Below are 13,616 nucleotides of genomic sequence, written 5' to 3'. Positions count from 1 at the left end.
AAAAAATATATCATCGCGGGATTCCGGCTGATCTAAAATAGAGGGGGCGTTAATATTGAGGGTGAATAAAAACTTATTGTTGCAAGTATTCATGCTATTTCTAGTTGTTCTACGTATGCCGGCTAATCTAATTTACTTAACCTCCTTGCATGACTGCGTTATCAACCTCAAACATTAATTATTGTTCATTGCGATGAAGTGGCGAAGCTGTCCTCAGCTGAAAAACTGAAAGTGGCAGGCATCAATGCCGCGATAGGGGGATATACTGCGGTTCATTTATCGTTATTTGTTAATAGAAGGCCCTGTATGATTAGGTGACTACCTCTCTATTCACTCTTTTATTCTTTGATGTTGTGCGTACTCTTAATGACAAAAAGGTCTATGTTATAGCATTCTAGCCTCAATAATACCTCTCTAGGTTATTAACTAAATTAATGTATTAAGGCATACTTCTTTGCAACTACACCATGTTTAGCAAAGGAAAGTCATGAACAAAAATAGATTAACTCATCTTAAAGCCTTGGAGGCGGAGTCAATTCAAATAATGCGTGAAGTTGCTGCAGAGTTTGATAACCCAGTAATGCTTTATTCGATTGGTAAAGATTCCTCTGTTTTACTGCATTTAGCACGTAAAGCCTTCTACCCAGGTAAAATTCCATTTCCTTTGATGCATGTTGATACCAACTGGAAGTTCAAAGAGATGATCGAATTCCGTAATAACTTAGCGGAAAAGTATGATTTCGATTTAATCGTGCACAAAAACCCTGAAGGTATTGCAATGGGGTGCAGTCCTTTTGAGCATGGTAGTGCAAAACATACTGATATTATGAAAACCCAAGGCCTAAAACAGGCACTCGATAAACATGGTTTTGATGCTGCTTTTGGTGGTGCTCGTCGTGATGAAGAGAAATCTCGTGCTAAAGAGCGTGTTTATTCTTTTCGTGATAAGAAACACCGTTGGGATCCTAAAAATCAACGCCCTGAGCTATGGAATATCTACAACTCAAAAGTAGATCGTGGTGAAAGTATTCGTGTGTTCCCACTTTCTAACTGGACGGAACTTGATATCTGGCAGTACATCTACCAAGAAGATATTGAAATGGTACCACTGTACTTCTCAGCACCGCGCCCTGTTGTTGAACGTGATGGTTCATTAATCATGGTTGATGATGAACGTATGCCACTTGAAGAGGGAGAAGTGCCGCAAATGAAGAATGTTCGTTTCCGAACACTTGGCTGTTACCCACTAACGGGTGCGATTGAGTCTGAAGCGCAAACATTGCCTGAAATTATCCAAGAAATGCTGCTTACGACTACCTCTGAACGTCAAGGCCGTGTCATCGATAACGATTCAGCGGGATCGATGGAGAAGAAGAAGATGGAAGGATATTTCTAAGCGGTGCTTAAGAAAGTCCATTTTCAGTTGTCAACTCACTCGCTCAGAGGTATCTGAGCTGAGTAATACAGTTGAAGGCATGACGAGAAATAGTAATAAAGAGAAAACCGATTGTAGGATATTGCTCGCTCATCGTTAGCGGAAACAATAATGCAAATATATATCGGTATTGATATTGGTTATTTACCTTAAGTTGAAGGTAAAGCTTGGCGAGAAGAAACCCACCAGATTTCATGATGTTGACGGGTAATCAAAGCAATAGCGGATATCAAATAGCTTTTTCTGACAGCTGATAGCTAATAACTGGCAGCTATATTTTTAAAAGGATTAAAAATGTCAAATGAACAAAATTTATTAGCGACAGATATCGAAGAGTATCTACGCGTACACGAAAACAAAGATATGATGCGTTTTATCACTTGTGGTAGCGTTGATGACGGTAAATCAACCTTGATTGGCCGTTTGTTATACGATAGCAAAATGATTTTTGAAGATCATATGGCTGCTATTGAAAAAGACTCGAAAAAATTCAATACAACGGATAACTCATTCGATTTAGCGTTATTAGTTGATGGTTTGCAATCTGAACGTGAGCAGGGCATTACGATTGATGTAGCTTACCGTTACTTTGCGACAGAAAAACGTAAATTCATCATTGCTGATACGCCTGGACATGAACAATACACTCGTAACATGGCAACTGGGGCATCTACTTGTGATTTAGCGATTATCTTAATTGATGCGCGACATGGTGTACAAGTTCAAACACGTCGTCATTCATACATCTGTTCTTTGCTAGGTATTAAGCATGTTGTGGTTGCTGTGAATAAGATGGATGCAGTCGATTACGATCAAGATGTTTATAAGAAAATTAAAGCGGATTATCGTGAATTTGCAAAACAGTTAAACATTGCCGATATTCGTTTCGTGCCTATTTCAGCGTTGAAAGGCGATAATGTTGTTAATCAAAGTACTAATATGTCTTGGTACCCTGGTTCACCACTACTGCGTCTGTTAAATACAATTCAGATTAATAATGATACTAACGATCAGTTCCGTTTACCGGTGCAATACGTTAATCGTCCTAATCTAAACTTCCGTGGCTTTGCAGGTACTATCGCATCGGGTGAAATTCGTGTTGGCGATACGATTGAAGCATTACCTTCTGGTAAGCAGAGTAAAGTGAAAGAAATTGTTACTTTTGATGGCAATATTGAAACTGCATTTGAAGGCATGGCAATTACGCTAACGCTAGAAGATGAAATCGATATTAGCCGTGGTGATATGATTGTTCGCCCACATGAAAAACCAGAATCAAGTAAAAACTTTGTTGCTGATGTGGTTTGGATGGATGAAGAAGCGTTACATGTTGATCGTGAATACATCATCAAAGTGGGTACTAATTCTACCGTGGGTTCAGTGGTGACGATTAACTCTAAAACAGATGTTAATACCATGGAGCAGGCAGAAGCGAGCAAGCTTGAGCTAAACGAGATTGGTAGTTGTAACTTTGAGGTTGTAAAACCTGTTCAGTTTGATGCTTACAATCAAAATCGTGCGACGGGGGCATTTATTATTATTGACCGTCTAAGTAATGCAACGGTTGGTGCTGGTATGATTCGTGGCTCTATCGAAGCGGTTAAACAAAGCCAAGAGCATGCTTACAGCCCATTCGAACTTGAGTTTAATGCGTTAGTACGTAAACATTTCCCTCACTGGGAAGCAAAAGATATCCTTAAAGGATAGAAAACTAGTCATTAGATGGTAGTCATTAGTTGTTAGTTTTTACTAATAACTAATAACTAATGACTAACTACTAATAACTGTTGAGCCGCTATGACTATTCAATCTTATTTTGTACTCGCTGTATTTATCTCTACCATCATTGGTCTAATTAAGTACCAACAACGTCCTAGCTTAGTGTTTGGTATTGCTTTATTAGTGCTCTTTTCGACTCAAATGGTCTCTAGCGAACAAGTCATTAGAAGTCTCTCTAATCAAGGTTTATTGACGTTGATCTTGCTGATGTTATGTTCGATTGCGCTAGAAAAAACAAGGTTACTTCGCCTTATTGCCATGAAGGTCATTAAACCGAGCTATAAAGCTACATGGGTACGCTTATTTGGTTTTACGGTACTTTCTTCTGCGCTACTAAATAATACCGCTGTCGTATCAACGATGTTAGCGCCGATTCGAAATAATCCTCATCACTCGCCTAGTAAGCTCTTAATACCACTATCCTATGCTGCTATTTTAGGAGGGACATTAACCTTAGTCGGGACTTCAACAAATTTAATTGTAAACAGCTTAGTGTTAGATGCCGGTTTGCCTACACTTGGTTTTTTCGATTTTACGTTAGTAGGGCTTTGCTTAGTGGTTGTTTGTGGTATTACGCTCTATTTTTGTGGTCAGTGTTTGCCTGATCGAAGTATCGACACTGCAGAAGCTGAGTCTTATTTTATTGAAGCTAAAGTGAGTGCCGATTCTACCTTGGTTGGAAAAACCGTTGAACAAAATGGATTACGTCATCTGCAATCACTGTTCTTAGTAGAAATTATGCGTGGCGAAAGTCTACTTAGCGCGATTGCACCAAGTGAAGTGTTACAAGCGAACGATAAACTTATTTTTAGTGGTGACATTTCAACGGTTAGCCAACTAAATATGTTTGATGGCTTATCTATCTTCGCAGAAAAAAATGGTTTATCGATTGATAATTTACGTGAAGTTGTTGTGCGCCCTGAAAGTATTTTAAACGGAAAAACCCTTAAAAAGGTGGGTTTTCGTTCTCTGTTTGATGCTGCTGTGGTTGCCATTAAACGCGATGGTGAAAAAGTATCGGGTAAAATTGGTCGTTTAAAAATAAAACCGGGTGACTTTTTAGTGCTTGCGGTCGGTGAAGATTTTAAGTCGCGTCGTAATATCCGTAAAAATTTCATTTTACTTTCTGATATTGAACTAGATTCACGTTTATCGGGTACAAAAGAGTGGTTAGCGGTCGTTGGATTTCTGATCGCAATTACATTGTCGGCAGTGGGGGTGTTGCCTCTGTTCAAATCGGTTTTATTATTGCTAGGCGTTTTACTCTTAACTGGCTGTTTCAGTACTAATGAGTTATTACGACGTATGCCGATCGATATATGGGTGATTATTTCCTCCGCTATCGTGCTCTCTTATGCATTACAAAATAGCGGTGTAATAGAACAATTTACCCTGCTGGTGAGCAATAATACCCATGCGTTTACGCCTCTCATGGCGTTAATTGCTATTTATATTATTACCTGGTTACTCACCGAACTCGTTACTAATAATGCTGCAGCGGCATTAGTTTTTCCGATTGCTTATGGATTAGCAACCAGTATTGATGCGAATCCGACGGCTTTTATTATGGCCGTTGCATTTGGAGCAAGTGCTAGTTTCATTAGCCCTTATGGCTATCAAACCAACCTCATGGTCTTTAATGCTGGCCAATATCGGTTAAATGATTTTATTAAAATAGGTGTGCCTGTCAGTCTCGCTTATAGTATTACTGCGGTGAGTATGATTGTTATTGTTTTTGGATTATAGGAAAAAATCGCGAGTGTCTAGCCTCGAACTTCGAAGCTCGCAATTCGCTACTCATTACTTTAAAGGAATGTTATGTCTACCCCTTATATAGAAAAAGAAGTTGATGGTGATAAATCATCGGATGTGGTTTGGCATAGTGCGAGTGTTTCGCATGATGACCATGTGCAATTAAATGGCCATAAAGCGGCGGTACTTTGGTTTACCGGTTTAAGTGGCTCTGGTAAGTCGACTGTTGCTAATGCAGTCGATTTAATGTTGCATCAACAGAGTGTTAAAACCTATGTACTTGATGGTGATAACGTCCGTCATGGTTTGAATGGCGATTTAGGCTTTTCTGATGCTGATCGTGTCGAAAATATTCGCCGTGTATCGGAAGTTGCTAAGTTATTTGCTGATGCGGGTTTATTAGTATCAACGGCATTTATCTCTCCTTTTATCTCGGATCGTGAAATGGTGAGAGAGCAATTACCTAATAACCAATTTATTGAAGTCTTTATCGATACACCGTTAGACGTGTGTGAATCTCGTGACCCTAAAGGACTTTATAAAAAGGCACGTGCCGGAGAAATAAAAAACTTTACTGGTATTGATTCAGCTTATGAAGCACCTGTTAATCCAGAAGTACATGTCAAAACAGCAGAGAAATCGATTGAAGCTTGTGCGCTACAAGTGATTGAATATTTGAAAGCGAATAATTTCATAAGTTAATGTAGGCGAATATTTACTGTAGGTCGGTGTTTATGTCGACACTCCATCGATGCTGCTTTTATATCACTTGTCGGGCTGAAGCCCGACCTACAATCACTGTGAAGCGATACTGCTGTTTTTGATTTTTTAACAGCTGACAGCTATTTTTATAAAGGTTTTTAATGAATTACGATATTTTTAATGGTGATGCAGATGGCATAATTACGTTATTACAATTGCGTCTTGCAGACCCTATTGATAGTGAATTAGTAACAGGTGTTAAACGTAATATCCAACTAGTGCAAAGCATTAATCCAGCACAAGGGGATAAGTTAACTATTTTAGATATATCAATGGAAAAAAATATTGAGGGTGTGAATAAGGCACTAGAGCAGGGCGCTTCTGTTTTTTATGCTGATCATCACCGTTCGGGTGATATTCCTGAACATGAAAACCTTGATGCTCATATCGATTTAGATGCTAATACCTGTACCGCTTTAATTGTTGATAAATTACTCGCAGGAAAATATCACGCATGGGCGATTACTGCCGCATACGGTGATAACTTAATTGCTAAAGCCGATCAACTTGCTTCACAAGCGGGTTATTCAGATGAGCAAGCTGCACAGTTAAAAGAGTTAGGCACGTTGATTAACTATAATGGCTATGGCGCCGCGGTGACGGATTTACACTTTGCACCTGCTGCGTTATATCGTTCGCTATTAGCCTACCCATCGCCATTTGATCTAATTAAGGATCTAGATTCACCTTTCTATAAGCTACAAAAAGCTTATCAAGAGGATATGGATAAGGCACTGGCGATCCCTGCCAAACATCAAAGCGCGTTACTTTCTGTTTTTGAGCTGCCGAATGAATCATGGTCACGACGTATTAGTGGTGTGTATGGTAATTTATTGGCAAATCAATCTGCAAACTCAGCGCATGCAGTATTAACGCAGAACAGCGACGCGAGTTATCTTATTTCATTGCGTGCACCGTTAAATAACAAACAAGGTGCTGGCGATATTTGTAGTTCATTTGCAACAGGAGGTGGGCGAGCAGCTGCCGCTGGTATTAATGCATTACCTTTTGATCAACTTGTGAACTTTATTGAACAGGTTGAAGGGCACTACACGCTTTAATACGCTCAATTGTTGCCCTTTGTGCATGCATAATAGCCATCTTGTTTAAGAGTTAGGCAGTCGCGCAATTCATTTAAACAAAGTGCTTGCATCAACCAATCAGGTTCTATATTATTCGCCTCGTTCCCAAGGCATAGCCCGAAAGAACGAAGTAACACTGAATTGGGCGATTAGCTCAGTTGGGAGAGCACCGCCCTTACAAGGCGGGGGTCACTGGTTCAAGCCCAGTATCGCCCACCAATTCAATGTTGCAATTCTTATCAGTCAGAATTAAAATGATTGTTGTTTTTATTATGGGCGATTAGCTCAGTTGGGAGAGCACCGCCCTTACAAGGCGGGGGTCACTGGTTCAAGCCCAGTATCGCCCACCATAATAAAAACGTTTAGCATAATGTAATGTGGGCGATTAGCTCAGTTGGGAGAGCACCGCCCTTACAAGGCGGGGGTCACTGGTTCAAGCCCAGTATCGCCCACCACATTACTTGTTAGATCTTCTATTGTATTTCGAAGTAAAATCACTACACTAATATCATGGGCGATTAGCTCAGTTGGGAGAGCACCGCCCTTACAAGGCGGGGGTCACTGGTTCAAGCCCAGTATCGCCCACCATGATATTGAATTTACGGACGCGAGATGGAGCAGTTTGGTAGCTCGTCGGGCTCATAACCCGAAGGTCGTTGGTTCAAATCCAGCTCTCGCAACCAATTCTTTTATTATTTAAAAGAATTGTTAATTGCACAGTATTAGAACAAGATTTAGAAAAAGAAACACAATTACGGACGCGAGATGGAGCAGTTTGGTAGCTCGTCGGGCTCATAACCCGAAGGTCGTTGGTTCAAATCCAGCTCTCGCAACCAATTGATTTAAAAGAAAACCTCAAGTAATACCTACCTGAAATATCCTGATTTAAATTACCCCGAAGAACAATATTTTAAATTAACTTTCAAAGCTATCTAAACTAAATTTCAAAGAATACTTATCTATTCTAAAACGATTTTTACACAAATTTTTTTCATCAGAAAAATTCATTTGGGCACAGAATCGATTTTGTGCCCAAATTGTGCCTTTTTTAGTAAACCCAAATCTCAGATCTTCATCTTTACTTACTATAAATATACCTGATTTGACCTTCGGGCAATTCGCCAATTTTAGGCTGTTTTTAGTGTCAAAATAGATGATTACTTTTTTGTGCCCAAATGGTTTTAATTTACCTTAATGGACATTAAATACATCGCAATATTTATGCACTCAACTCATTGATCTAAAATATTTAATTAACTCAAGGCAATAAAAACAAATTAAATTTATAATTTGTTTTCTGTGCCCAAATGGTTTTATTATTGTTATCTCCGGCTATTTTCATTTGAGATCCATTTTTGTTAATTCAAGCATCCTCTCTGAATTCAATAACGTCTCCTACAGAGCACTTAAAATATCTGCATAGATCTTCAATAGTATTTGTTGTTGTAGAGTATTTTATATTTGGGCTTTTCATTTTTGATAAGGCCGAACGGTTAACGCCAGATTCATCTGAGATTGTTTGTAATGAAATAACCCGATTTTCCATACGTTCTTTTTGCTGAATTAATTCATTGATTTTAAAATAAATCATAAAACATCCTAAAATTTCTTTTGTTGGTTCCTTGTGAGAACCTAGATTAAGGTGTATTGTTGTTCTTGTGGGGAACTTGATGTGCGTATTACGTTTCCCTTAACCTTAAAAAAGGAAAACTTATGTCTAATACTTATCTAACCACAGACCAACTCGCTGAGCGTATTCATTACAACCCTCGAACAATTAGAAACGAGCTTGTAGATTGCTGCCTATTTGAAGGGCAACACTACATTCGTCCTTTTGGCCGTCGCAAAATGTTATTTATCTGGGAGCAAATCGAAAAAGATATGATTTCACTTTCAGATGATTCAATTGCATTAGCTTGCTAATAGGGAGTTTATCATGGCTAAAATTTCAGCTAGAAAAGATAATAACAAATTGTTCTTCTCTTTTAACTACCAAGGCAAACGTTATAGAGAGACAACCACGCTAAATGATACAAAAAGTAATCGTAAAAAGCTTAATTCAAAACTAAAACTTCTTGAAGCGGCACTCTCGCTAGACTCATTTAATTATATGGATTTCTTTCCAAATAGCCAAACAGGAAAGAAATTAGCTGAAAATAATGACTCTGATGACAACACTTCAAGTCTTGGGATTCAAACGGTTTTATTTGAAGAGTATATTATTGAATGGCTAGAAGTAAACCAAATCAATTGGCGTAAGTCTCATGCAATCAACATATTGGGCATGGTTAACAAATACTACTTGCCTGCATTTGGTGAAAAGGTGATCGGCAACATCACGCGTTCAGATTTACTCAAATTTCGTACTACACTGACCAAAGTACCAGGACGAAATGGGCGAGAATCTTTAACGAATAACACGATAAATAAGATCATGGATCCCTTACGTAGAATATTTGAAGAGGCTGCCGATCGTTATCAGTTTACCACTCCCTTTATTCGCATTAAACCCTTAAAAATCCCGAAAAGTGACGTGCAACCTTTTTCTATTAATGAGGTAACACGCATTATTGATACGGTTCGTCCTGACTATCGACTCTATTATACGGTCCGCTTCTTTACTGGTCTGCGAACAGGAGAGATAGATGGCTTAAAGTGGAAGTATGTCGACTTTGAACACCGTTTAATCAAAATTAGAGAAACAGTTGTAGCAGGGGAGGAAAGTTATACTAAGACTGATTCATCACAACGTGATGTTTTTATGAGTGAGCCTGTTTATGATGCATTACAGGCGCAATTTAAAATAACATATCAGCAATCAAAGTTTGTTTTTTGTCAAAAAAATGGAGAGCTTATTGATCACAACAACGTGACTAAGCGTGTTTGGTATCCTTTGTTAAAACGACTATCACTTGAAAAACGCCGGCCATATCAAACTCGTCATACCGCTGCGACTTTGTGGCTTGCTTCTGGTGAGTCTCCTGAGTGGATAGCTAAACAAATGGGGCATTCAACGACCGAGATGTTGTTTAAGGTGTATTCTCGCTATGTGCCGAATTTAACTCGTCGTGATGGCAGTGCGATGGATAAATTATTGTCTGATGCAATTGGAGGCTCAAATGCTTAGTGTCCAAGATCATCCCATTGTGCAAGCTATTGATAGTGAAATAGCATTACGCAAGCAAGGTTTACTTGAGTTACAGTGTAGGAGGCTCACGCTAATAAAATCACTCTTAAAATGCAAATGTGAGTACGCCATTATTCTCTGTAGGAATTTAAATATTCAGTTAAAGGGGAACAGCGTCGCTATACTTTGTGGTTATGAACTTTTAACTAATCAGCAAATGGTAGAGCAATGGTTACTTGAGCGATTAGTTTCAATCAATCAGTGCCAATTCACATGCTCTCTTTCTGATTTACAAAACAAACTGTTAATGAGATTGAATAGTCATCAGCAAGATTTCAGTTTTTATTAACTTCTAAAATGAGCAGATAATGTAATTCGCTTAAAGCGGATTACATCTTTTGTTAACGGAATGCTTCAGCTGAGTATCCAGTGTGCAATTTAACAATTTATTTTAAGGATACCTGCCCATTTAGTAATTTATTGTGGCGTTAATAACTCTGGCGAATATTCAATTTCTGCAATAAATGCACTATCAGTAACATAGCATTGATTAGTATCTACTAATACCTGCATTAATTCATTATTCTGTTTAGTGCTTGAAAACAGCTCAAGTTGCTGATTATTTACATTGCTTAAATCCATCAAACCTACCACTATTTTGTAGTACCCCCCTCGGGTTGAAATAATTTCAGAAGGCTTACGCTTATCGCTTTAATCAATGTAGTTATATCGTTAGTCGGAAGATGAAATGTTTAATAATTCTTAAACTAAGTGGTGTGGCATCAAATGGACTATACCTATTGTAGGTAAACCTATGGTAATTATCGTTAATTTTTGTATTTAAATCAGCACCAAGAGGTGGGGATAATGAAGTGTTACACCAAGATCTTTTGCCTTATGAATAATTACATGAGGCAGATGATAGCCTGCGACATCAGGTACTAAGTGGATTATTTTTGAGTATCATAACGCTGTTTAATTTTGTCTAGAAAATCAATAATACTACCACTATTAATCATCTTATATTGTCCTGCAACAGCATTCGAAAAATTATTTAACTCAATGGCTTCGACTACATTTAATCGAATTCGGTTGTCTGTCATTTCAATTATCAGCGCACCATAAACAAATTGCACTTACATTTTATTACCCATACCAACTGCTTTACGGAAATATAGCTCTATTATGACTGAAAAATATAGCCATCCCGAAGAGTTTTATAGAGGTAAAATTAAAATAGTCATCTGACGATACTGTGTTGATACATTTCTTGCTCATGATTCAGGTAAATTATGTTCATTAATAAATAGTTTGTTGTTTCGTTGTGAATTGAAAAAGTATTTTAATCATAATCAAAAGCAATAATATTAATATTAATATTAATAAACATAACATAAACATGGAAAAAATAATGAAAAAAACTATATTAGCAGTTGCTGTAATTTCTTCTCTAGCTTCTGCAACAGCAAGTGCGGTTACTGTATACGATAATGAAGGCACTAAAGTATCAATTGGCGGTCGTGTTGAAGCACGAGGAGTGTTTGGTAATGAGTTTGATGGCACGATGAAAGATAAAAGTCGTGCTCGTATTAACTTCGGTGTTGAAACTAAAATATCTGAAAACCTAACTGGTTTTGGTTTCATGGAGTATCAATTAGGTGATGCAGAAAAAGATTTAGAAGCTCGTTACCTATATGCTGGTTTAGAAACACAGTTCGGTAGTTTTTCTTACGGTAAACAAGATACTTCTAACGTCCAAATATCTGACATGACGGATATCGCGTCTGAACATTCTGGCGTACAACAAATCATTGAAGCCGCTTCAGAGAGACAAAATAATACCTTTCTATATACAGGTACTTTTGATGCATTAACTGTGCAGGTTGATTACCAAGCAATGGATTTGGATGACGCAGATGCATTTGCTTTATCAGCGAGTTACGCATTTGACTTTGGTCTTGATATTGGTGCTTCTTATTCAGATCAAGATGAGCAAAACCAAGCTACTTTCGGTGCTGCTTATACATTCAGTAATTTATATCTAGCTGCAACATATTCAATGGGAGAGTATGCTGAAGATTTTGACTTTAATGGATTAGAAGTTGCTGCCCAGTACAAAGTAAATGAAAAACTACGCTTTATTGGTATTTATGCAAATGAAGATAATGATTCAGAAACTGTAATAGATTACTTAGCGTTCGAAGCGCAATATCGTTTCAATAGTGTTGCCCGTACATACGTATCATACCAAATTGACCTGATGGATGAAGGTGATGACGAAGTTATGGTAGGTCTTCGCTACGACTTTTAATTACTTTAATTAAGAAAGATTCCAGTTTAGGCTGGGATCTTTGTCTAATTTGTTCAAGCTTGAACTGGCACCTGACTTTGTAATTTTTCATTGTTAATCGGTGTTAAGGCGCCGAGTGTTGTATGAAGCGGTTCATGTTTGTCATAATGGATATATTCTTCAGTATCCATTTTAATTGCATCACGTGTTAAGTGAGCAATATTTAATAACCACTCATTCTTTAAACTGCTAAAAAATCGTTCAACAACTGCGTTATATAAACAAGCCCCTACACTGCTCATTGAGGCTATTGTTTTATATTTGCTCAGTAATTAACTAAATCGCCCACTTTATATTGAGAACCACTATCACTGTGAAACATTAACCCAGGCTCAGGCCCTCTGATGTTAATCGCCATTTGTAATGCCGGCTCAATTTAATCAACCGTCATGCGTTTTACTTCTTTGCACAAGGCCAATAGCTCATCAGAATTAACAGTTGAATTGGTATGTTCTTCTGCTTTTTGTTTCCAACGGTAAAGAAGGCTAGTCGTGACGTTTAAAGCAGATACAGCGTCCTGCGCACTATAAACTTGCCCGCTAATTAACGCTTCATCACTTGTAATACCAATTCCATTCATTAATTGCTCAGATTAATCCACGATCTTGAACATAATGAAATAACTCTATTGATGTCACTTCTGAAATGATTCCAAGCATTAGCACACTTTTCTACAATGTCGTCATAATCCTTGAAAACTCGATTAGCAATTTCATTTTGTCGCATCCATGACCAGACTTGTTCAATTGGATTTAATTCTGGAAAGTATGGCGGGATCTGGATAATACTTAAATTAGGGAATGCTTCGTCTAAATATTCTTGATGCCAGCTCGCACCATCCATTATCACTACTGCGTGACGGCCAACCTCAGTTGCGCTTGCAATGAGTGCTAGATGTTCTTTCATTATTTCCATATTACTAAAAGGCGCAATAATGGCTTCTGCTTTACCATTAGTCGGGCAAACAGCACCAAACAGGTAGGCATAAGTGTATTGTTATTGCTGAACTACACGTGGTCTCGTGCCTTTTTCAGGCCATATTTTAGTTGTTGTATTCTGTTACCCGCGCCTCATCTTGAAACCAGATATCCACCCGTTCTAATGCAACATGACCAGGGATCTTAAGGATCGTTTTTATTTGGAATTTTTTTAAAATTTTCCTGTGCGTCAATTGATTGTTTAGGATGCTTTGAGCGTGTAGTGATCCAACTAAGATTTAGTTCGTGTAATAGGTTGTAAATATTGGATTTTTTATACTCTATTCTGGTCAAGTCCAACCGGACACCTGACTTTGTAAATTTTCATAGTTAATCGGCGTTAAGTCGCCGA

12 protein-coding genes, 6 tRNA genes and 2 pseudogenes are annotated in these 13,616 nt (G+C 38.0%); 14 read left to right on the top strand and 6 right to left on the bottom strand.

Annotation, left to right across the window (positions count from 1 at the left end; genetic code table 11):
- Positions 1 to 487 precede the first annotated feature (487 nt).
- From cysD to QQK09_RS00050, 11 genes are all read left to right on the top strand, one after another.
- A complete protein-coding gene (cysD, locus tag QQK09_RS00100) occupies positions 488 to 1,396 on the top strand; it encodes a sulfate adenylyltransferase subunit CysD (RefSeq protein ID WP_284202080.1) in 909 nt (302 codons plus the stop codon).
- Between the two features lie 333 nt (positions 1,397 to 1,729).
- Entirely contained in the window at positions 1,730 to 3,142 is a 1,413-nt protein-coding gene (gene cysN / locus QQK09_RS00095; protein ID WP_284202079.1) for a sulfate adenylyltransferase subunit CysN, read from the top strand.
- 90 nt (positions 3,143 to 3,232) lie between these two features.
- Complete coding sequence (locus tag QQK09_RS00090; RefSeq protein WP_284202078.1) at positions 3,233 to 4,960, top strand: SLC13 family permease; 1,728 nt, start codon at positions 3,233 to 3,235, stop codon at positions 4,958 to 4,960.
- 72 nt (positions 4,961 to 5,032) lie between these two features.
- Positions 5,033 to 5,668 (top strand): adenylyl-sulfate kinase, encoded by a 636-nt coding sequence (gene cysC, locus QQK09_RS00085; protein ID WP_284202077.1) that lies wholly within the window; start codon positions 5,033 to 5,035, stop codon positions 5,666 to 5,668.
- A 161-nt stretch (positions 5,669 to 5,829) separates the two neighbouring features.
- On the top strand, positions 5,830 to 6,789 hold the full coding sequence (locus QQK09_RS00080) for a DHH family phosphoesterase (protein ID WP_284202076.1): 960 nt from the start codon (positions 5,830 to 5,832) through the stop codon (positions 6,787 to 6,789).
- A 164-nt stretch (positions 6,790 to 6,953) separates the two neighbouring features.
- Positions 6,954 to 7,029 (top strand) — tRNA-Val (locus QQK09_RS00075).
- Positions 7,030 to 7,084: 55 nt separating this feature from the next.
- A tRNA-Val gene (locus tag QQK09_RS00070) sits at positions 7,085 to 7,160 on the top strand.
- A gap of 29 nt (positions 7,161 to 7,189) precedes the next feature.
- Positions 7,190 to 7,265 (top strand) — tRNA-Val (locus QQK09_RS00065).
- Positions 7,266 to 7,322: 57 nt separating this feature from the next.
- A tRNA-Val gene (locus QQK09_RS00060) sits at positions 7,323 to 7,398 on the top strand.
- 18 nt (positions 7,399 to 7,416) lie between these two features.
- A tRNA-Met gene (locus tag QQK09_RS00055) sits at positions 7,417 to 7,493 on the top strand.
- Between the two features lie 76 nt (positions 7,494 to 7,569).
- Positions 7,570 to 7,646, top strand: a tRNA-Met gene (locus QQK09_RS00050).
- A gap of 527 nt (positions 7,647 to 8,173) precedes the next feature.
- Here QQK09_RS00050 and QQK09_RS00045 read toward each other — a convergent pair.
- Positions 8,174 to 8,401, bottom strand: a complete 228-nt coding sequence (locus tag QQK09_RS00045) for a helix-turn-helix domain-containing protein (protein ID WP_284202075.1) — start codon at positions 8,399 to 8,401, stop codon at positions 8,174 to 8,176.
- Positions 8,402 to 8,523: 122 nt separating this feature from the next.
- Between QQK09_RS00045 and QQK09_RS00040 the strand changes: the two genes are divergently transcribed.
- Both QQK09_RS00040 and QQK09_RS00035 read left to right on the top strand, forming a co-directional pair.
- Positions 8,524 to 8,733 carry a hypothetical protein gene (locus QQK09_RS00040; RefSeq protein WP_284202074.1) on the top strand — a complete coding sequence of 70 codons (210 nt, stop codon included), beginning with the start codon at positions 8,524 to 8,526 and terminating at the stop codon, positions 8,731 to 8,733.
- Between the two features lie 13 nt (positions 8,734 to 8,746).
- Positions 8,747 to 9,937, top strand: a complete 1,191-nt coding sequence (locus tag QQK09_RS00035; protein WP_284202073.1) for a tyrosine-type recombinase/integrase — start codon at positions 8,747 to 8,749, stop codon at positions 9,935 to 9,937.
- A gap of 477 nt (positions 9,938 to 10,414) precedes the next feature.
- Here the strand turns inward: QQK09_RS00035 and QQK09_RS00030 are convergent, their stop codons facing one another.
- A complete protein-coding gene (locus QQK09_RS00030; RefSeq protein ID WP_284202072.1) occupies positions 10,415 to 10,579 on the bottom strand; it encodes a hypothetical protein in 165 nt (54 codons plus the stop codon).
- A gap of 308 nt (positions 10,580 to 10,887) precedes the next feature.
- The gene (locus tag QQK09_RS00025; RefSeq protein ID WP_284202071.1) at positions 10,888 to 11,040 is read right to left on the bottom strand and encodes a hypothetical protein; all 153 of its coding nucleotides are present in this window, start codon (positions 11,038 to 11,040) and stop codon (positions 10,888 to 10,890) included.
- 308 nt (positions 11,041 to 11,348) lie between these two features.
- Between QQK09_RS00025 and QQK09_RS00020 the strand changes: the two genes are divergently transcribed.
- Entirely contained in the window at positions 11,349 to 12,248 is a 900-nt protein-coding gene (locus QQK09_RS00020; RefSeq protein ID WP_284202070.1) for a porin, read from the top strand.
- A gap of 53 nt (positions 12,249 to 12,301) precedes the next feature.
- Here the strand turns inward: QQK09_RS00020 and QQK09_RS00015 are convergent.
- The 3 genes and pseudogenes from QQK09_RS00015 to QQK09_RS00005 all read right to left on the bottom strand — a co-directional run.
- A pseudogene (locus QQK09_RS00015) lies at positions 12,302 to 12,684 on the bottom strand (transposase); the annotation flags it as partial.
- Positions 12,664 to 12,867, bottom strand: coding sequence for a hypothetical protein (locus QQK09_RS00010; protein ID WP_431312576.1), 204 nt, complete (start codon positions 12,865 to 12,867; stop codon positions 12,664 to 12,666). The pseudogene QQK09_RS00015 and the gene QQK09_RS00010, both read right to left, overlap by 21 nt.
- Positions 12,867 to 13,549 (bottom strand): annotated as a pseudogene (locus QQK09_RS00005) (IS630 family transposase); the annotation flags it as partial. The gene QQK09_RS00010 and the pseudogene QQK09_RS00005, both read right to left, overlap by 1 nt.
- Between the last annotated feature and the right edge of the window lie 67 nt (positions 13,550 to 13,616).

Origin of the sequence: Psychromonas marina, from assembly GCF_030161115.1 — a bacterium.
In the GTDB taxonomy this organism is placed as follows: domain Bacteria; phylum Pseudomonadota; class Gammaproteobacteria; order Enterobacterales; family Psychromonadaceae; genus Psychromonas; species Psychromonas marina.
The sequence above is the reverse complement of the archived record's forward strand: the minus strand, read 5'-3'. Positions and strand labels throughout refer to the sequence as shown.